The organism is Mesorhizobium amorphae (genome assembly GCF_014843845.1).
Taxonomy (GTDB): domain Bacteria; phylum Pseudomonadota; class Alphaproteobacteria; order Rhizobiales; family Rhizobiaceae; genus Mesorhizobium; species Mesorhizobium amorphae_A.
Window position 1 is genome coordinate 1 of the sequence record NZ_JHQS01000126.1, and the last position, 16,564, is coordinate 16,564.

Here is a 16,564-nt window from a genome sequence, read left to right on the forward strand (position 1 = left end):
GCAGAACGCTTGACTTCCAAGACAGTCGCTCTGGCCTGCCGGCCATCTCCCCCACGAGGGGGGAGATCACCCCTTTACAGCGCCTTCACCGCCACCTTCACCGGCTTTTCGATCTCGAGAGGGTTGCGCAGCGGCAGGCCGAAATCCCCGGCTTCGATCTCGAAAATATCGCCGGCCTCGGTCCTGATGCCGTCAGCAAAGGACAACGTCGCCGTGCCGAACATGTGCACATGCACGTCGCCCGGCTGGCGGAAGGCCGAATATTTGAAATGGTGGTGCTCGAGATTGGCGATGGTGTGCGACATGTTCGCCTCGCCCGACAGGAACGGCTTTTCCCAAAGCAGCTTGCCGTCGCGAACGATGCGCGATGAGCCCCTGACGTCGGACGGCAGGTCACCGATCAGGATCTCTGGCCCGAACGAGGCGTTGCGCAGCTTCGAATGCGCCAGGAAAAGATAGTTCACACGCTCGGTGACATGGTCTGAAAACTCGTTCGACAGCGTGAAGCCGACGCGAAACGGCGCGCCATCGTCGCCGATGACATAGATGCCGGCGATCTCCGGCTCCTCGCCGGCATCCTGGGCGAAGGCGGGCGACATGAGGGCTGCACCCGGCGCCACCGCCATGGTGCCGTTGCCCTTGTAGAACCATTCCGGCTGCACGCCGGTCTGGCCCTTCGCCGGCTTGCCGCCTTCCAGCCCCATGCGGAACATCTTCATGGAATCGGTGAGCTGCTCCTCGCCATCGGTGTTGAGCTTCTTGTGCATGGAATCGCGCGTCGCCGCCGAGCCGAGATGGGTGAGCCCCGTGCCGGTGAGGTGGAGATGCGCGGGATCCGGATGGTTGATCGGCGACAGCAGCCGACCCTTCTTGTAGGCGGCGTCGAGGTCGACGGTCTCACCAAAACCCTTGCGCTCAATCAGCGCGGCGAGCCCGGTGCCGGTGCGCGCGGCCTCCATGGCCAGCGAATAGACGCTGCGGGCGCCGTTGATGATCCGCGTCTTGCCGCCGTTGCGGGCGACGACGCGGATCGTCTCGGCGTCGTCGAGGATCTGGGAGATCAGCATGATGTACCCTCTCTCTGGTGCCTTGGCCCGGCCGCCTGCATGGCAAACCTTGACCTGCGCGGCTCGGGACCAATCCGCGCCACGGGTGAAACTCTTCGTCCGGATTGCGCTCGCAGGCCTGGTCCCTCGGGGGACTTCTCTGCATCGGCGGGTTGCCGACGGCCGCGATGTGACCCGTATGCCGTCCTGGTTGCCTCGCCCTTAACCCTTGTTCTTGTTGTAGACGTCGAAGACCACTGCGCCGAGCAGCACCAGGCCTTTCACGACCTGCTGCCAGTCGACATTGACGCCCATGATCGACATGCCGTTGTTCATGACGCCCATGATGAAGCCGCCGACCACCGCGCCGATCACCTGGCCGACGCCGCCCATGGCCGAAGCGCCGCCGATGAACACCGCGGCGATGACGTCGAGCTCGCTGCCGAGGCCCGCCGCCGGAACCGCTTGTCCGAGCCGCGCCGCGATGATCAGGCCGCCAAGCGCCGACAGCACGCCCATATTGACGAACACCATCAGCGTCAGCCGCTCGGTCTTGATGCCCGACAGCTGCGCCGCCTTGGCATTGCCGCCCATTGCGTAGATGCGGCGGCCGATCGTCATGCGTTTGGTGACGAAGACGAACAGCGCGATCAGCACGCCCATCACCATGAGTACGATCGGCAGGCCCCTGTAGCTGGCGAACTGGTAGACCAGGAACAGCGCCAGCGCGCTGGTCACCAGGGTCTTGACGACGAACAGCGCGAAGGGCTCTGCTTCGTAGCCATGCTGCTCGCGGGTGCGCCGTGCCCTGAGCCCGAAATAGGCATAGGCGAGCACCGCGACGACGCCGAGCACGATCGTCGTCATGTGCAGCGTCAGGCCGCTGCCCATAATGGTCTTGCCGGCCGCATTTACCGTCGGTGGGATCAGCGTCAGGGGGCCGATGACATCCGGGATGAAGCCGGAGCTGAGCGCCTTGAAGCCGTCGGGAAGCGGCCCGACCGAGGATCCGCCACCCAGCAGCGCCTGGCAGATGCCGCGGAAGATCAGCATCCCCGCCAGTGTGACGATGAAGCTCGGTATTCGGTGATAGGCAATCCAGTAGCCTTGGGCCGCGCCGATGCCGCCGCCGATGATGAGGCAAATGATCGACACCACCAGCGGATTGCTCAGAGGGCCGAGCGGCCAGATGACCATCATCATCGCCGCCAGCGCCCCGATGAAACCGGCGACGGAGCCGACGCTGAGATCGATATGGCCGGAGACGATCACCAGCAGCATCCCCAGCGCCATCACGATGATGAAGCTGTTCTGCTGCACCAGGTTGCTCAGGTTCACCGGCTTGAACAGCGTGCCGGACGTGGTGAACTGGAAGAATACCATGATGGCGATCAGCGCCAGGATCAGGCCGTATTCGCGCAGATTGGTGATCAGCGCCGAGACGGCAACGCGCGGTCCCGGCTGTACGTCTTCGGCGACGCCGCTTTTCGGCGCGGGAGCGCTTTCGGTGCTCATGATGCTTTTCCTTCTCCCCGAACGATGGCCCGCATTATTTTTTCCTGGCTTGCGTCGCTTGCCGCCATTTCGCCGACCATGCGCCCTTCATTCATGACGTAGATGCGGTCGGTGATGCCGAGCAGCTCAGGCATCTCCGACGAGATGACGATGATTGCCTTACCCTCGGAGGCGAGACGCGCGATGATGGTGTAGATTTCATACTTGGCGCCGACGTCGATGCCGCGCGTCGGCTCGTCGAGGATCAGCACCTCCGGATTGGCGAACAGCCATTTCGACAGCACCACCTTCTGCTGGTTGCCGCCCGACAGATTGCCCGTCATCTGATAGACGCTGGACGAGCGGATGTTGGTCTTGGCCTTGTAGTCGTTGGCGACGGCCAGCTCGCGCATGTCGTCGATCACGCTATGACGCGACACGCCGCTGAGATTGGCCAGCGTGATGTTATGCTTGATGTGGTCGATCAGGTTGAGGCCGTAGGTCTTGCGGTCCTCGGTGACGTAGGCAATGCCATGGTCCACGGCCTTGCTCACCGAGGAGACGTCGATCGGCTTGCCCTTGAGCAGCACTTCGCCGGTGATGTGGCGGCCATAGGAGCGGCCGAACAGGCTCATCGCGAATTCGGTGCGTCCCGCTCCCATCAGTCCGGCGATACCGACCACCTCGCCCTTGCGGACGCTGATGTCGATGCCCTTTATCACCTGCCGTTCGGCATGGATCGGGTGGTAGACCGACCAGTTCTTCACCTGCAGCACGGTCTCGCCGATCTTGGGCTCGCGCGGCGGATAACGGTCGTCGAGCGAGCGGCCGACCATCGAGGTGATGATGCGGTCCTCTGATATGTCCTTTCTGGCAAGTGTCTCGATGGTGCGCCCGTCGCGGATGACCGTGACCTTGTCGGCAACCCGGTTCACCTCGTTGAGCTTGTGCGAGATCAGGATCGAGGTCATGCCCTGTCGCTTGAATTCGAGCAAAAGGTCGAGCAGCGCCTGGCTGTCCTTTTCGCTGAGCGACGCCGTCGGCTCGTCGAGGATCAGCAGCTTCACTTCCTTGCTCAGCGCCTTGGCGATCTCGACCAGTTGTTGCTTGCCGACGCCGATATTGGTGATCAGAGTCTTGGGGTCCTCCTTGAGGCCCACCTTCTTGAGCAGGGCGCTGGTGCGCGTCTCATTGGCATTCCAGTCGATGATGCCGAATTTGGCGTGCTCGTTGCCGAGAAATATGTTTTCGGCGATCGACAGCATCGGCACCAGCGCAAGTTCCTGGTGGATGATGACGATGCCCTTGTGTTCGCTGTCGTGGATGCCTTTGAAGTGGCATTCCTCACCACGATAGACGATCGCACCCTCATAGGTGCCGGATGCATACACGCCCGACAGCACCTTCATCAGCGTCGATTTGCCGGCGCCGTTCTCGCCGACCACGGCGTGGATCTCGCCTTCCTCGACGCTGAGGTTGACGTTCGACAGCGCCTTCACGCCGGGAAACGTCTTGGTGATGTCGCGCATCTCCAAAATCGTCGAGGTCATCAGGAATTAAGCTCCTTCGAGGTCGGCAAAACAATACCGGGCTCGCTGGTTAACGAAAAGGGGCCCTGCGTTGCGCAGGACCCCTGTCCTTGCAACCGTGATTACTTCAGTTCGTCGGCCTTGATGTAGCCGGAGTCGACGACCAGCGCCTGGTAGTTCGACTTGTCGACGTCATGCGGCGTCAGCAGGATCGAGGGAACGACCTTGACGTCGTTGTTGTAGGTCTTTTCATCAAGGCCGTCAGGCTTGCCGCCCGAGAGCACCTTGTCGACCAGACCGACAGTGGCCTTGGCCAGTTCGCGGGTATCCTTGAACACGGTCGAGTACTGTTCGCCCGAGATGATCAGTTTGACCGAGGCGGTCTCGGCGTCCTGGCCGGTCACGATCGGCCAGGGCTGAGCGTCCGTGCCGTAGCCGACAGCGCGCAGCGAAGCGGTGATACCGCGCGACAGGCCGTCATAGGGCGACAGAACGCCATCGACGCGGCTGCCGTCCGAGTAGTTGGCGGACAGCAGATTGTCCATGCGCGCCTGGGCGGTGGCGGCCAGCCAGCGCAGCGTGCCGACCTTGTCCATGCCGGTCTGGCCGGACTTGATCTTGATCGAGCCGTCGTCGATCAGCGGCTGCAGGACGGAAATCGCACCATTGTAGAAGAAGAACGCGTTGTTGTCGTCGGGCGAGCCGCCGAACAGTTCGACGTTCCACGGCTTGGTGTTCGGGAAGCGCTCCTTGAGGCCCTTGACCAGGGAATTGGCCTGGATCACGCCGACGCCGAAATTGTCGAAGGTGGTGTAGTAGTCGACATTGGCGGTCTTCTTGATCAGGCGGTCATAGGCGACGACGACGACGCCCGCGTCAGCGGCCTTCTGCAGCGCGTCCGATAGCGTGGTGCCGTCGATCGAGGCGATGATCAGCGCCTTCGGGCCCTTGGTGATTTCGTTTTCCAGCTGGCTGAGCTGGTTCGGAATGTCGTCCTGCGCGTACTGCAGGTCGACGGTGTAGCCGAGCGCCTCGAGCTGGGACTTCACGGCATCGCCGTCATTGATCCAGCGCTGCGAGGTCTTGGTCGGCATCAGCACGCCGATCAGGCCTTCGCCTGCATGCGCAGGCAGCGTCATGGCCGCGATGCCAAGGGCCGCCACGGCGGCCAGTGTCTTGATGATTTTCACAGTAACTCTCCCTGGTTGATGGACGCGACACCTCGGGGCTTCGCGGGCCGCGCAGTCGAGCAGAAGCGCACACGGCGCTGCTGTCGTCTATCGATCTCCGGTATCCTCCCAATCGGCCCCGGGACGCAGATTTCAATCGATACGATTTTCCTCGTCATCGACCGGCACGCCCCAGGACGCGCGAAGGGTGTGTCCCTTTGACATAACTGTCAAATGCGATCTTTGATGATTGCTATACCGAAACTGATATATGATTGAAAACAGATAGATCCTTCGACGGGAACAGGCGACAATCATGGCGGCATTGCAAAATCCTTCTGGAATTTCCGGTAGTTACGACGAGCTGCCGGGCGACGGCGAAACCCTGCTGCGCAGCGGCCTGAGCCTGCGCCACATGCGCATGATCGCCGCACTCGACGATCACGGCCGGGTGAGTGCGGCCGCGCAGGTGATGAACATTTCACAGCCCGCAGCATCGCGCATGATCGCCGAGATGGAGGCAGTGCTCGACGTCAAGCTGTGCGAAAGGCTGCCGCGCGGCATCACGCTGACGCCCTACGGCAAGGCGCTGGCCCGGCGCGCGCGCTCGATCCTGCTCGAGATGCGCGAGGCCGACCGCGAGATTTCCGAACTCAAGGCGGGCAAGGGCGGTTCGGTGTTCCTCGGCGCGGTGACGGCGCCCGCGATCGAGCTGGCGGTGCCGGCGATCCGCGAGATCCGCCGCATCTACCCGCGCATCGAGATCACCATGCAGGTCGAGACTTCCAACGTGCTGGCGCGCGAGCTGATCGCCTCGCGCCACGATTTCATCATCGCGCGCATCCCCGACGACCTCAATCCGCGGCTGTTCGAATCGCGCGTCATCGGCGTCGAAAAGGCCTGCCTGATCGTGCGACGCGGCCACCCGCTGAGCATGGGCAAGGCGGTGCGGCTGGAGGACACCGCCGCCTATGACTGGGTCTTCCAGTCGGGCGGCTCGCCGCTGCGCCAGGCGATGGAAAGCAATTTCTTGAACCGCAACATCGCGCTGCCCGACCGCATCCTCAACACCAGCTCGCTGCTGCTCACCCTGGTCATGGTGGCGCAGTCCGACGCCATCGCGCCGGTGTCGATCCAGGTGGCGAAATTCATCCAGAGCCCGGAAGGGCTGGCCGGCGCCATCGACGTCGTCCAGACCGAGTTCGACATCGAGGTCAGGCCCTACAGCCTGATCACGGTCAAGAACCGCGTGCTGTCGCCGGCCGCCAAGATGCTGCACGACTTCATTCTAAGGGAAGTGGGATAAACGCTGGAGCGGATGGCGGTAGTCCTTGGACGTTTCCCAAAACCCGGACAACAGATGAAGCGGTGATGCCCTCTGCGCCAAAGGCTGGAGCACGTGGCGGGGATCGAGCTTGCGCTAGTGTAACAGTACCGATCGGAAGGTTGATTAGCGCTGCCTTATGTTAACCATCTTGATGCTAGCGTTGGCGTCGCGAGACGAACGCGAGATCACAAGATGGACAAAGATCTGATGCCCGCACGGATGTTGACGACCAGGGCGATGGGGTTCTTCGCCGCCGTCCTGATGGCGCTGCCCGTGAACGCGGAGACCGTGAGCGGCAATCCCGGTGGCCAGATCGTGAACTTCGCTTTGCATGTCGCCGAACTGCGCGTCGCCGAGGAGCCAGTGAGCTTTGACGGGGCATGCGACAGCGCCTGCACGCTCTACCTGTCCCTGCCCGCCGAGCAGCTTTGCGTTACCCTGGACGCATCCTTTGGCTTCCATCTGCCCTATGGCGTCGGCGCTCGGCAGAATGTGGTCGCCGCCAACTACCTCATCTCGCAATACCCCGATTGGGTGCGGCACTGGATCGAGGAGCATGGCGGCCTGTCGCACACGATAATGCGGATGGGAGCCGAAGAGGCGGCAAAGCACCTGCCCCTGTGTGGAGTGCTGGCGTGAACGTGGTCGCAGTGGCGCTGTTCGCCTTCGGACGCTGGAGCGGGTAGAGGGAATCGAACCCTCGCGTTCAGCTTGAGATCGAAGACCATCTCGTCCTTTGTGTCCATGGCCGACGCCGGCGCTACCACGTCAGAACCTCTTCGACATATCCACGTCGCATCCAGTATGGATACCTCAATCCCCGAACATCGGGATCATTTGCGTAAAGCGATCGTACCGTATTCTGGTTGACTTCGTGGTTGATTGAAAGGAACGTATTCGTGTTCTTTCGAGCAAACCGCCAATATGCCTCGGCGGTTTCTTGCGACATCTCCGTCAGAGAGTCGACGTTGACGATCAGGTCATATCTTTCATCGATTTGATCGATCGCCGTAGCGGGCACTATACGAACCGGTGCAACTGATTCTTCCCCATGCAATCGAATACGCGACGTGCCGAGCGTCCGGCCGAGGAATGAAGCCTGCGCGGCATTGGTCAGGGGAATGTCAATGATTGTGTAATCCTTGATCCCAAAGAGGTCGGCAAAATAGGCTGTCCTGCCCAGCCCCGCTCCAATCTCCAGAACTTTGAAATTTGCTCGGCTTCTTGAGATCTGTCCAATTCGCCATGCCTGGTAGACCGCTTGCAACGCGCGGAACCCCGCGATTCCCCGCTTTGTGCTGAGCCCGATTTCATTTGGAAATGGATTGGGGAATTGCAGCTTGATGCTGAGCGTCTCGTCGATATCATCCAGTATCTGGTCGGCGCTTCGCGCATTGGCGTAGTTGGCGCCGACATCTGCAGGCTGCATTTCCGGATAGGTCATACGACGCGCACCAATAGCTTCGGCAAGGCTGTTCAACATATCCATCAGCCACATCGCGTGGAGTTTTTGCCACGATATGGTGCCGTTGAGACGGCGGACGACGAATTCGTGCGGTTCAACCTCGCCGGGCGGGGCTTTCGCAATATCGTCAAAGCCCCAGAAAAATGCTGTCTCGCTGGGGCGACCCAGCACACGCGCGGCTTTGTCGGCATTGTCTCCAAGCAGGGCGTTGTGAACGTCGGCCTTGATACTGAACAAGGAGTGATCCCAAGCCGAACTTGTCGGCACAAACGCCGCATATGCCCCGCGATACGCTGCCGTAATTCGGTCAACGAGACCGCTGTCATCCTGGGCCCCGACGTGCGGCGATTGCGCTAGGTCAGGAACGTCACCTAATGGCATGCGGCTCAACAGCCACGCGAAATATTCTAAGGAATGTTCTTCTTCCACGGTTTGGACTGGCACACTCTCGGGGTTGGAAAACCAGCGCTTTAGGAATTGCATGTGTGACGGGGCTCCCCTGTTCTGCCATTTGATCGCGCCGCATCGTGGGCGGGCTGAGATCACAACTTCCTGTTCTCATCGGGCTCAGCATGCAGGCGCGGCCAAGCCCTCGGAGGTACGGTCGAACGAGTTTCACGCCTGCCTTGCGGGTCATCCGCTGCATCGCCTCATGCAGAGTTGGCGTGAGCTTGAATCCTGACGTCAAAGCGACGGTACTTGCCGTACGGAGCAGCCGAAGGGAGACCTTGGGAGTGATCCCGGCGCCGAGCCGGACTGTCCATGCCAGTTGCTGGAGCGGGTAGAGGGAATCGAACCCTCGCGTTCAGCTTGGGAAGCTAGCCGGTTCGTTGCGAATCCAGAGACTTGGCTGTAAAACCGGCCAAAAGTCGCTCTTTTCAAATCAATAGCTTAGCTCGCGATTGTAAAACCGGGATCCGATGTCGATCATCCTCGTCGCCCTCATGCTTTCCGGTTGGCCGGTTGCCATCGACGGCGACACCATCGTGCTGGACGGCAAGCATATCCGCATCGCCAACATCGATGCGCCGGAGATCGAGCACTACAAATGCGACGCCGAGCTGCGTCTCGGCCTGGTGGCGAAGAAGCGGATGGCCGAGCTGCTGGACAGCGGCCCGGTCACCGTGCACGAGGGCGACCCGGCGAGCGGCCGGCTGATTGATCGCTATGGCCGCACGCTGGCGACGGTCGAGGTCGACGGCAAGGACGTCGGCGAGATCCTGATCGCCGAAGGGCTGGCGCGCCGCTGGAACGGCAAGCGCCGCCCATGGTGCGATTAGCAAACGGGGACTTTGCCCGGAACCCCTAGTCGTTGCGACGGGCTTCGTACGTGCAAAAAGTCCCAGTGTCCGCATGCTGGAATGAGCCGCCGCCCTTTTCCTTGACACCTTCGTAGTAAGCTTTTGCCGCGCCCAAACAGGCCCGCCTTGCAACTAAGCCCATCTTCCGACAGATGTTCTTCGTTTGCGTGTGGAAGTCTTTGTCACACTTGCTTTTGTGATAGTGGTAGGTGGTGGCCCCCATTCTGTAGCAAAAATCGTGCTGCACGCAGGCGGGACCGAAAACCCTGTCGTAGCCTGCAACAGGTGGGAACAACTTGGCCCAATCGGTGGAGCATTCAATCTCTTCTTTAGGTAGACAATTCCCGTATGGACCATCCGGATAGGCGCTACCCCTAGGTGGTGGCGGTGTAATATGCCACAATTGAGAACTGCTCTTGGCCTGGGGGCCGGCAAGAATTGTCCGGGTTTGGTTTTGGCTGCCAGACGCATCAATGTAGGTCCCGTCGTCGGCTTGAATTGTATAGGCATTGGCTCCCACACGCGTGATGAGAAACTTCGCAGGATCGACCGCCGAGTCGGCCGCAACCGCCACCAAGCGTCCGTTTTCTACAGCAAGGTACCTACCGCTGTTCTTGTGGAGGATCGCATATGTCCCACGGGCCTTGCCGCGGATTAGTTGCCACGTCTCTTTGCCATTGGGAGAAGCTGCCACTTCGCCCGACTTCGAAATGTCCCAAGACCTGTCGGTGTTGAGTTGTACGATGCTCACTCTCGTTCGGTGATCCCTTACATCAGTTTTCTTGCTATCTTCTGATGCCGCCTCCTGCGAGAGCATAACCGCAAATACGAGCAGTATCGTTGAGCAAATGGTCCTGATGATAGGGTGAGGTCGTAAGCGGCCCATGGCATTCCTCCCGTGTGAAACCAAGTCAAGCACAAGAAATTGCCGAAGAAGTCAGTCAACCTACATTCACCGGATGACCGGCCTGTTGAGACGAAGTCTTGCGCAAACTGGCACCATTTGCAAGGCCAGACCCCGGCAAATGGCATCGGCGATCAACCCTCAACATGAGTTCAAATCAGACGAAGATCATCGGGCTCAGGTCAGCCCTCCGGACTTAGTCGATTTTTCTGTCGAATCGGATCGGCCTGCCGCGCTCAGCCGCGAATGTCCCTATGAGGGCCTGAAGGTCGACGGTAGATCCTTTGATCCCGCCTTCGCGAAGCGCGGCAATGCCGGCGGCGATCGACACAGGGCCTGGATTGTCGAGCAGGAACTTCTCGAGCACGGCGCGGATCTCCATTCTTCCCCCTCCTCCTATTGGATGTTGGCGTACCTGGCGCCGCAGATGTTCTTTATGTCGAAGCGATCCAATTTGGCGCAGCCCTTGCGCCTGGCGATCGCCTCGAGCAGATAGGTCAGCGCGCGGTCGCCGCCGGCTTCCAGCATCTCCAGCTTGTCATATTTGGCCTGCATGCCGCACTTGTCGCAGTCCACGATGACCTTGTCGGCCGGGTAGCGAGAAAGGAGGGCGGCGCCGCTCGGGATAGGCTCACTGCTCATGCCGGTTCCTCGCGCCAGACTGGAACACGATGGATCTTGAGTGCCACCAGGCGACGGATGCGCAGGTTCACGGCCTCGCGGCCGGTCGGCGAGAATGCCTCGACCTCGAGCTTTCCATGGTCGGCGCCGTTCTCGCATTTCATCCTGTCCATCAGCGAATCGACGTCGACGTCGCCGAAGATCTGGATGAGGTCGGACGGGAAGTAGTTGTGCGAGCGCTTGCAATAGCGACAGCGCACGCGGACCAGCCGAAGCGTGTCGTTGAGATTGGACAGCGGGTAGTCGCGTCGCTTCGGGGCATAGGTCTCGGGCATGAGAACAGAAAAGGAACAAATTCCTTGAACGTCAAGGCCAGTTGTGGAATCTTCTCGACGTGGAAAGGGATTTCACATGCCACTGCGCTATGCCGTCGAAACATGCCCGGACGACGCGACGGTGCTTCACTTGAAGCTGAACGAAGCCGTCGACAATGGTGGTCGCGTCGTGAATGTCATCTGGCAGCCGGAGCACGAAGTGGTCGACCGTTCGACTTATGACGATGTGCGGATCAAGGTCGACGCCGCCTATGTCATCATCTTGGAATATTTCGAGGCGGAGCCATGAGCGACGAACCGACACGCCCCTCCGAAGCCCTCCAGACGCGCGAGCGCGGCCCAGCTATTGGCCATGTCTGCGAGCACGCCGGCTGCGGCAAGGATGCCGGCTGGGGCTTCGCGCGGCCACGCCAGCCATCGCGCTGGTTCTGCTTTGAACACCGCGGCGAGGGCGAGCGCTTCTTATGATCCAGCAGCCGAGACACCAGAGCGACTATGCAGACCGAGATATCGATTGCCAGGAAGCGATGGAGCCTGGCTTCCAGGCGATCGTAGACTGCATGCTCGAGGCCGGCTGGGCACGCGGCGAGGTCATGCGATCGCTGCGGCAGCTCATCGCCGCCGACAACATGGCCCAGAAGGAAAGCGCCAGGCTGGAAGCACAACTGGCGATCGCGCGGGCGATGATCCGCGCGGGCAGGGCGCTCTAGCTCTCTTCCCTGAAATCCTGCACCGTGGCGTGGCGCAGCTTCGGTTCCCCGCGCAGATGTCTGACCCGGGCTGTGATGCCAGGGTTCAACCATTCCGCCTTCGAGATCGCCTTCGGCAGCCCGGGCGGTGGCGCCCGTCCCTTGCGTACTCGATGCCATAGACGCTCGCGCATCTCCTTGGTCAGTGCGATTGTGGCTGATCCCGCATATTTCCCGCCGCGGGCCATGATGCCTTGCGGCGCCTTGCCGGGCTCGCGCTTGATACCGAGCAGCTCGAAGTCTCCGATCTCCCAGCATTTCGTCTTCACCCAGGAATCGCCTGGACCGCTGTGATAGGGGCTGCCGCGCCGTTTCGAGACGATACCCTCAAGTCCCATCTTGTCGGCGGCGGCAAAGAAGTCGGCGCCGTTGCCCTCGACGTGATCGCTGTACTGGATGATTTCCTTGGCCGGCTTCACGAGATCCCAAAGGATCGCCTTGCGCTCGATCGCCGGCAACGCGCGCAGATCGCGGCCGTTGAGATGCAGGATGTCGAAAGCGACGAAGGCGAGCAGCTCCGCGTTCCAGGTCATGCGCGAATGCATCTGGTGGAAGTTTGGCCGCCCGTCGGCTTCCGGCGCGATCACCTCACCGTCGAGGATGAACGATTTCGCCGGCAGTTTTTCTGCCGCGGCGACCACCGGCCAGTAGCGCTTCGACCAGTCGACACCGGTGCGGGTAAACGCGCGCGCGCCGGCCCAGTCGAGGATCAGCTGGGTGCGGAAACCGTCATATTTGATCTCGTGGATCCAGTCGTCGCTGACCGGCGCCTCTTGGACCAGCAAGGGCTCCTGCGGCTTGATGAAGTTCAGCCTATCTCGGGGAACGCTACGCATGGGCTCACACTCAAGAAACCGCGATTCAAAGTCCCGGCGTGCCTATTCGGTTCCGGGGGAGTTGAGTAAAAATCTACTCAAAAATGAGTGGAAAGTGAGTAAAGAGGCCGCCAAGTAGCCATCTTGCAACCTCAGGACGCGAGGTCTATCGTAGAGAAACGGGGAAACTATCTGCGGCATTGGGCAAAGGGGCGCTGCAATGTTTCGTGTTTTGCGTGAATTCTGGAATGATCAGCGCGGTGTCGCGATGGTCCTGGTCGCTGTCATGCTGCCGGCGATCGTCGGATTTTCGCTGCTGGTGATCGACATGAGCCGGGCCAACAACCTGCAAAACGACCTGCAGAAGGGCGCCGATTCGTTCGCCTTGGCGACTGCGGCAGAGCTTGATGGACAGTCGGACGCTATCACCCGAGGCGACCGCGCCCTCGCGACGTTGGTCCTCAATCAGTATACCTTCACGACCACCCCGGGACCGCAAGATCTAGCAGCAGCAGGGGTGACGAGACGCTATCTTAGGTCCATTCCAGGTACATCGAACGGTGTTCCCGGCGACGCGCGGGCGATCAGCGCGGCTGATGTCATAACGGACGAGATCGGCGACGCCAAGGAGGCTCGCTTTGTCGAGATCAGGGTGACCCCTGTCGGATTTGCGACGATCTTTCCCGTCTCGTTCTTGACCGGCGGGACTGAGAACTCATGGACCATCGGCGCTGTCGCTGTCGCCGGCTTCACTACATCGGTCTGCGATTACACGCCGGTCTTCATTTGCAATCCCTACGAGAAGACCGAAGCCGCTGGAGGCCTCACGCTCGAGCAGGCCGCGAGCAACCGCGAGCAGCGCCGCCGGCAGCTGATCCTTCGTGGCGACAAATTCTATGGTCCAGGCAACTTTTCCTTTTTGGACTCGCCGCTCGGCACTGGCGCGAAGGCGCTGGAGGAAGCCTTGGCCGTGGTGAAGCCCGCCGCATGCTTTGCGCAGAACGGCGTGAGCACCAAACCTGGGCAGAACGCCGGGCCGGTGCTTGATGGCCTCAACGCTCGGTTCGGTCTGACCTCGACCTATGTAGATTCCGACCCGCCATCGCCAAACGTCCGCATGGGCGTCAAAAGCGTGGAGTGTAAGAGCGGCGCCGTAAAGAAGATCGAGTTCAACACCGCTGCCGAAGGCACGACGGGGCTTAACCGTGATGGCTGCTACAGCACCGGATCCTGCACCCCTCTCGACCCTGCTAATCCGGCCGACGCCGGCATGCTCGGCGATGGCGATTGGAAACCTGGCGACTATTGGAACTCAAACCATCTTGTGCCGGGGAGCAGCCCACCGGTAGCACGACCGTTCCCGTCGGGGCCCGATGTTCCCTGGACCTCTTCCGGCACCAACGCAGCGACCAGATACGAAATGTATCGCTACGAGATCGATCACGGATTGATCGCCGACGAGTCGACGTCCGGAGACACCGGAACGCCGCTTTGCGGCATGCCCTCGATATCAATCCCTGATCGACGCATCCTTTTCGGCGCCATTCTAGACTGCGAAGAGTTGGCGCTGAACGGCAACCAGAATGATGTTCCGGTGCGCGCCTTCGGCAGTTTCTTCATCACCGAGCCGATCAAGGACGGCAAGGAGATCTTTGTCGAGCTCGTCGACATCACCGGCCGCGGTGGTCGTGGCACGCTCGATAACTTCCTTCGCGATGAGGTGCAATTGTACCGATGAGAATGCTGCTGGCCGCCCTACTGCTTGTCTCAACCCCGGCCGTGGCTCAGATGAGCCCGGTCGGGTGCAACGCTCTCAGCGCGTCAGCCGATGAAGCCGCGGCAGCGATTGATAAGTCGCTCGACCAAATGAAGGGTGACGCCTTCCGGGCAGCGATGCCTCATATGCCGGAGAAGGCGAAACCGGCCGCTGCGGATGTCGAAGACGCCCGCATCTCGGCCGAAATGGCGATGCGCGAATACACGCACTCGCTACGGGATTTCGCCACCAAGATCCAGAACTGCGGCCAATAAACGCAAAAAGGCCCCGCCGGCAGAACCAGCGGGGCCTCGTGCGGTTGCAGAGGTTTTACTCAGCCGGGGTGAAATCCAGATAGTAGGACTTGCCGACGTCGAAGTGGATTGCGGCGTTGGGATTGTCGACATTCATGCGAAGCTCGCCCCACGGTGTCGCCTGCGTGAATCGCCCATCCTCGGACTGGATGTCCTCGGAATATACGGTGTGCAGGAAGACGGTGTTGCCTTCCTTGCCACTGCATATGAATTTCGCCCTTACTCGTACCGTCATCGGTCTTCTCCTTGTGATTGCCCGGAACCGCCGGGCGCGGATCTCAACCGGTCGATCGAGACCGGCGCGGTTTGGTGGACGGCGGCTGCTCGAGCATCGAGCCGACGATGTTGTCCATGCGCTGGTTCATCAGGTCCTGGCGTTCGCTCAGCCCCTTGATGCCGCTCATGATCTCGTCGCGAGTTTCCCGCATCCCCTGTTTGGTGATGTAGGTTTCGGCGACATGCAGTTTATGCTCCGCGAGCTGCACCTGCGTCAGGCTGGCGATCGCCGCCGCTGCGTTAACCTGACCGCTGGCCTCCTGCTTCGCGGCTGTCACTGCACCCGCCATTTCTGCCTTTGCCGCCGTAATGGCGCGCTCGACGCGCCACCATGCCCCGAACAGGGCGCCGGCGACGAGGATGATGAACACGACGTTGCCGGTCGTGATCGGATCTGCTGCTGTCATCCACTCGCCCCTTGTCAGATGCCGTTGTCGAATTGAGCCTTTTCGCCGGCTATGACGATGCAGGCGCGGTTGCCGTCGGCGAGCAGCACGGTAAAGGTGCCGGAAGCCGAAAGGGTGACGATCATTTGCTGACCTTCTGCGGCGCCGGTCAGAACGACGAACTCATGGAAGCGTTCGACCAGGCGCTTGAGCAGCGCGGCCTGCGGGCCGCATGGCGCCGGATCAGCCCGCGCCGGCCGGATGGTCATAGTTGCGATCACCGCCAGGCAGAGCGCGAAGAGCACCAGCAACATGACGAGCCAGCGGTTCATCTGGCCAGCGCCTTGATGGTCGTGATCTTGGCGTGATTGCTGCGCTTGCAGTCGCCGAAGTTCTGCCGGTCGATCGCCCAGAGCCGGCTCGCCTCGTCATACGGAACGAAGCGGTGGGGCACGTCGACGACGTCGGCGCACTCCTTCATCACGCTTGGGTCGACGTGCTTCTTTGGCGGGTCAACGGCCAATTGCGTCGATGCCAATTGACACCCGTGCAGGGATGCCAGAACGGCGACAAGTAGGGCCAGTCTTTGGGTCCGGTGGTCCAAGGTCTTCGTCCTTCTGATCTCTGATCGCCTGCTCGAGCGTGGCTATGCGGATGGCGTCGTTGTGCTGCGCGTCGGCATACTCCTGCGCGGCGGCGTCGATCTCGTCCTGTTGCGCCTTAGCCTTCACCGCCTGCTGTGCCAGCGCCTTGCGCTGCTGTTCCTGCCAGATCAGCCGCTCGGCCAATTGCCCACGGGCGTATTCGCGATCGACGCGGCCGTCGACCAGGCCGGCCAGCGCCGGGCCGGCATAGGGGATGTCGCGAAGCGGTCCGATCGGCACGCCCTCGTAGAAGAAGACGATGCCGCCGGCGACGATCAGAGGGAGGCCATATCGGGACGTCGCGAAGTCGACGATGCGGCCGACATAGGGGATGGAAGAGATCATGCTCATTTCAGCACCCAGATGAGCAAGCCGGCGCCGGCGATGATGGCGTAAGGCGTCGCGGCTCGGAGGAACAAGGCAACGCCCAACC

Annotated in this window: 23 protein-coding genes; 8 read left to right on the forward strand and 15 right to left on the reverse strand. The window is 61.2% G+C overall.

The features are described from left to right. Nucleotides 1–74: 74 nt before the first annotated feature. From araD1 to chvE, 4 genes are all read right to left on the reverse strand, one after another. On the reverse strand, nt 75–1,067 hold the full coding sequence (araD1, locus tag DH08_RS32285; RefSeq protein ID WP_192183271.1) for an AraD1 family protein: 993 nt from the start codon (nt 1,065–1,067) through the stop codon (nt 75–77). A gap of 201 nt (nt 1,068–1,268) precedes the next feature. Continuing rightward, nucleotides 1,269–2,561 (reverse strand): multiple monosaccharide ABC transporter permease, encoded by a 1,293-nt coding sequence (mmsB, locus tag DH08_RS32290; protein WP_246801161.1) that lies wholly within the window; start codon nt 2,559–2,561, stop codon nt 1,269–1,271. Continuing rightward, nucleotides 2,558–4,090 (reverse strand): multiple monosaccharide ABC transporter ATP-binding protein, encoded by a 1,533-nt coding sequence (gene mmsA, locus DH08_RS32295; RefSeq protein WP_192183272.1) that lies wholly within the window; start codon nt 4,088–4,090, stop codon nt 2,558–2,560. The genes mmsB and mmsA overlap by 4 nt, the downstream gene beginning before the upstream one ends. A 101-nt stretch (nt 4,091–4,191) precedes the next feature. Beyond that, entirely contained in the window at nt 4,192–5,259 is a 1,068-nt protein-coding gene (gene chvE, locus DH08_RS32300) for a multiple monosaccharide ABC transporter substrate-binding protein (protein ID WP_006204536.1), read from the reverse strand. 295 nt (nt 5,260–5,554) lie between these two features. Here chvE and DH08_RS32305 point away from each other — a divergent pair, with 295 nt between their 5' ends. Together DH08_RS32305 and DH08_RS32310 are read left to right on the forward strand one after the other, a co-directional pair. Further along, nucleotides 5,555–6,544, forward strand: coding sequence for a LysR family transcriptional regulator (locus DH08_RS32305; protein WP_192183273.1), 990 nt, complete (start codon nt 5,555–5,557; stop codon nt 6,542–6,544). 213 nt (nt 6,545–6,757) lie between these two features. After that, nucleotides 6,758–7,204, forward strand: coding sequence for a hypothetical protein (locus DH08_RS32310; RefSeq protein ID WP_192183274.1), 447 nt, complete (start codon nt 6,758–6,760; stop codon nt 7,202–7,204). 121 nt (nt 7,205–7,325) lie between these two features. On the opposite strand, the gene DH08_RS32315 is transcribed toward DH08_RS32310, so the two are convergent. After that, on the reverse strand, nt 7,326–8,513 hold the full coding sequence (locus tag DH08_RS32315) for a putative sugar O-methyltransferase (protein WP_192183275.1): 1,188 nt from the start codon (nt 8,511–8,513) through the stop codon (nt 7,326–7,328). Between the two features lie 437 nt (nt 8,514–8,950). Here DH08_RS32315 and DH08_RS32320 point away from each other — a divergent pair, with 437 nt between their 5' ends. Beyond that, the gene (locus DH08_RS32320; protein ID WP_192183276.1) at nt 8,951–9,310 is read left to right on the forward strand and encodes a thermonuclease family protein; all 360 of its coding nucleotides are present in this window, start codon (nt 8,951–8,953) and stop codon (nt 9,308–9,310) included. Nucleotides 9,311–9,335: 25 nt separating this feature from the next. Here DH08_RS32320 and DH08_RS32325 read toward each other — a convergent pair whose 3' ends face one another. From DH08_RS32325 to DH08_RS32340, 4 genes are all read right to left on the reverse strand, one after another. Beyond that, entirely contained in the window at nt 9,336–10,082 is a 747-nt protein-coding gene (locus DH08_RS32325) for a phospholipase A2 (RefSeq protein ID WP_192183277.1), read from the reverse strand. Between the two features lie 349 nt (nt 10,083–10,431). Next, nucleotides 10,432–10,617: a hypothetical protein gene (locus tag DH08_RS32330; RefSeq protein WP_192183278.1), complete on the reverse strand. Its 186-nt coding sequence runs from the start codon at nt 10,615–10,617 to the stop codon at nt 10,432–10,434. A 14-nt stretch (nt 10,618–10,631) separates the two neighbouring features. Further along, nucleotides 10,632–10,877, reverse strand: a complete 246-nt coding sequence (locus DH08_RS32335) for a hypothetical protein (RefSeq protein WP_192183279.1) — start codon at nt 10,875–10,877, stop codon at nt 10,632–10,634. After that, complete coding sequence (locus DH08_RS32340; protein ID WP_192183280.1) at nt 10,874–11,191, reverse strand: hypothetical protein; 318 nt, start codon at nt 11,189–11,191, stop codon at nt 10,874–10,876. Before DH08_RS32340 ends, DH08_RS32335 begins: the two co-directional genes overlap by 4 nt. Before the next feature lie 76 nt (nt 11,192–11,267). Here DH08_RS32340 and DH08_RS32345 point away from each other — a divergent pair, with 76 nt between their 5' ends. The 3 genes from DH08_RS32345 to DH08_RS32355 are packed head-to-tail and all read left to right on the forward strand — an operon-like array spanning nt 11,268 to nt 11,901. Next, nucleotides 11,268–11,480 (forward strand): hypothetical protein, encoded by a 213-nt coding sequence (locus tag DH08_RS32345; protein WP_192183281.1) that lies wholly within the window; start codon nt 11,268–11,270, stop codon nt 11,478–11,480. Next, nucleotides 11,477–11,659: a hypothetical protein gene (locus DH08_RS32350; RefSeq protein ID WP_192183336.1), complete on the forward strand. Its 183-nt coding sequence runs from the start codon at nt 11,477–11,479 to the stop codon at nt 11,657–11,659. Before DH08_RS32345 ends, DH08_RS32350 begins: the two co-directional genes overlap by 4 nt. Next, the gene (locus DH08_RS32355) at nt 11,656–11,901 is read left to right on the forward strand and encodes a hypothetical protein (RefSeq protein WP_192183282.1); all 246 of its coding nucleotides are present in this window, start codon (nt 11,656–11,658) and stop codon (nt 11,899–11,901) included. Before DH08_RS32350 ends, DH08_RS32355 begins: the two co-directional genes overlap by 4 nt. Here the strand turns inward: DH08_RS32355 and DH08_RS32360 are convergent. Then, complete coding sequence (locus DH08_RS32360) at nt 11,898–12,776, reverse strand: ATP-dependent DNA ligase (protein ID WP_246801163.1); 879 nt, start codon at nt 12,774–12,776, stop codon at nt 11,898–11,900. The genes DH08_RS32355 and DH08_RS32360 overlap by 4 nt on opposite strands. Before the next feature lie 247 nt (nt 12,777–13,023). On the opposite strand from DH08_RS32360, the gene DH08_RS32365 reads away from it, so the two are divergent. Together DH08_RS32365 and DH08_RS32370 are read left to right on the forward strand one after the other, a co-directional pair. Then, the gene (locus DH08_RS32365; RefSeq protein WP_282595071.1) at nt 13,024–14,493 is read left to right on the forward strand and encodes a pilus assembly protein TadG-related protein; all 1,470 of its coding nucleotides are present in this window, start codon (nt 13,024–13,026) and stop codon (nt 14,491–14,493) included. Nucleotides 14,494–14,495: 2 nt separating this feature from the next. Beyond that, nucleotides 14,496–14,786, forward strand: a complete 291-nt coding sequence (locus DH08_RS32370) for a hypothetical protein (RefSeq protein ID WP_192183284.1) — start codon at nt 14,496–14,498, stop codon at nt 14,784–14,786. A 55-nt stretch (nt 14,787–14,841) separates the two neighbouring features. On the opposite strand, the gene DH08_RS32375 is transcribed toward DH08_RS32370, so the two are convergent. The 5 genes from DH08_RS32375 to DH08_RS32395 are packed head-to-tail and all read right to left on the reverse strand — an operon-like array spanning nt 14,842 to nt 16,482. Continuing rightward, the gene (locus DH08_RS32375; protein ID WP_192183285.1) at nt 14,842–15,060 is read right to left on the reverse strand and encodes a hypothetical protein; all 219 of its coding nucleotides are present in this window, start codon (nt 15,058–15,060) and stop codon (nt 14,842–14,844) included. Nucleotides 15,061–15,103: 43 nt separating this feature from the next. Beyond that, on the reverse strand, nt 15,104–15,472 hold the full coding sequence (locus DH08_RS32380) for a hypothetical protein (RefSeq protein ID WP_210328985.1): 369 nt from the start codon (nt 15,470–15,472) through the stop codon (nt 15,104–15,106). A gap of 50 nt (nt 15,473–15,522) precedes the next feature. Then, entirely contained in the window at nt 15,523–15,819 is a 297-nt protein-coding gene (locus DH08_RS32385) for a hypothetical protein (protein ID WP_192183287.1), read from the reverse strand. After that, on the reverse strand, nt 15,816–15,968 hold the full coding sequence (locus DH08_RS32390; RefSeq protein ID WP_192183288.1) for a hypothetical protein: 153 nt from the start codon (nt 15,966–15,968) through the stop codon (nt 15,816–15,818). The genes DH08_RS32385 and DH08_RS32390 overlap by 4 nt, the downstream gene beginning before the upstream one ends. Nucleotides 15,969–15,999: 31 nt before the next feature. Further along, nucleotides 16,000–16,482, reverse strand: coding sequence for a hypothetical protein (locus DH08_RS32395; protein ID WP_192183289.1), 483 nt, complete (start codon nt 16,480–16,482; stop codon nt 16,000–16,002). Between the last annotated feature and the right edge of the window lie 82 nt (nt 16,483–16,564).

Excerpts from the sequence above, each read along its gene's own strand:
- DH08_RS32315 (WP_192183275.1), bottom strand. The coding sequence starts at position 8,513 with ATGCAATTCCTAAAGCGCTGGTTTTCCAACCCCGAGAGTGTGCCAGTC.
- DH08_RS32375 (WP_192183285.1), bottom strand. The coding sequence starts at position 15,060 with ATGACGGTACGAGTAAGGGCGAAATTCATATGCAGTGGCAAGGAAGGC.
- DH08_RS32330 (WP_192183278.1), bottom strand. The coding sequence starts at position 10,617 with ATGGAGATCCGCGCCGTGCTCGAGAAGTTCCTGCTCGACAATCCAGGC.
- DH08_RS32320 (WP_192183276.1), top strand. The coding sequence starts at position 8,951 with ATGTCGATCATCCTCGTCGCCCTCATGCTTTCCGGTTGGCCGGTTGCC.
- mmsA (WP_192183272.1), bottom strand. The coding sequence starts at position 4,090 with ATGACCTCGACGATTTTGGAGATGCGCGACATCACCAAGACGTTTCCC.
- DH08_RS32340 (WP_192183280.1), bottom strand. The coding sequence starts at position 11,191 with ATGCCCGAGACCTATGCCCCGAAGCGACGCGACTACCCGCTGTCCAAT.
- DH08_RS32370 (WP_192183284.1), top strand. The coding sequence starts at position 14,496 with ATGCTGCTGGCCGCCCTACTGCTTGTCTCAACCCCGGCCGTGGCTCAG.
- DH08_RS32310 (WP_192183274.1), top strand. The coding sequence starts at position 6,758 with ATGGACAAAGATCTGATGCCCGCACGGATGTTGACGACCAGGGCGATG.
- DH08_RS32350 (WP_192183336.1), top strand. The coding sequence starts at position 11,477 with ATGAGCGACGAACCGACACGCCCCTCCGAAGCCCTCCAGACGCGCGAG.
- DH08_RS32305 (WP_192183273.1), top strand. The coding sequence starts at position 5,555 with ATGGCGGCATTGCAAAATCCTTCTGGAATTTCCGGTAGTTACGACGAG.
- DH08_RS32390 (WP_192183288.1), bottom strand. The coding sequence starts at position 15,968 with ATGAAGGAGTGCGCCGACGTCGTCGACGTGCCCCACCGCTTCGTTCCG.
- DH08_RS32355 (WP_192183282.1), top strand. The coding sequence starts at position 11,656 with ATGATCCAGCAGCCGAGACACCAGAGCGACTATGCAGACCGAGATATC.
- DH08_RS32385 (WP_192183287.1), bottom strand. The coding sequence starts at position 15,819 with ATGAACCGCTGGCTCGTCATGTTGCTGGTGCTCTTCGCGCTCTGCCTG.
- araD1 (WP_192183271.1), bottom strand. The coding sequence starts at position 1,067 with ATGCTGATCTCCCAGATCCTCGACGACGCCGAGACGATCCGCGTCGTC.
- DH08_RS32395 (WP_192183289.1), bottom strand. The coding sequence starts at position 16,482 with ATGAGCATGATCTCTTCCATCCCCTATGTCGGCCGCATCGTCGACTTC.
- DH08_RS32365 (WP_282595071.1), top strand. The coding sequence starts at position 13,024 with ATGGTCCTGGTCGCTGTCATGCTGCCGGCGATCGTCGGATTTTCGCTG.
- DH08_RS32335 (WP_192183279.1), bottom strand. The coding sequence starts at position 10,877 with ATGAGCAGTGAGCCTATCCCGAGCGGCGCCGCCCTCCTTTCTCGCTAC.
- DH08_RS32360 (WP_246801163.1), bottom strand. The coding sequence starts at position 12,776 with ATGCGTAGCGTTCCCCGAGATAGGCTGAACTTCATCAAGCCGCAGGAG.
- mmsB (WP_246801161.1), bottom strand. The coding sequence starts at position 2,561 with ATGAGCACCGAAAGCGCTCCCGCGCCGAAAAGCGGCGTCGCCGAAGAC.
- DH08_RS32345 (WP_192183281.1), top strand. The coding sequence starts at position 11,268 with ATGCCACTGCGCTATGCCGTCGAAACATGCCCGGACGACGCGACGGTG.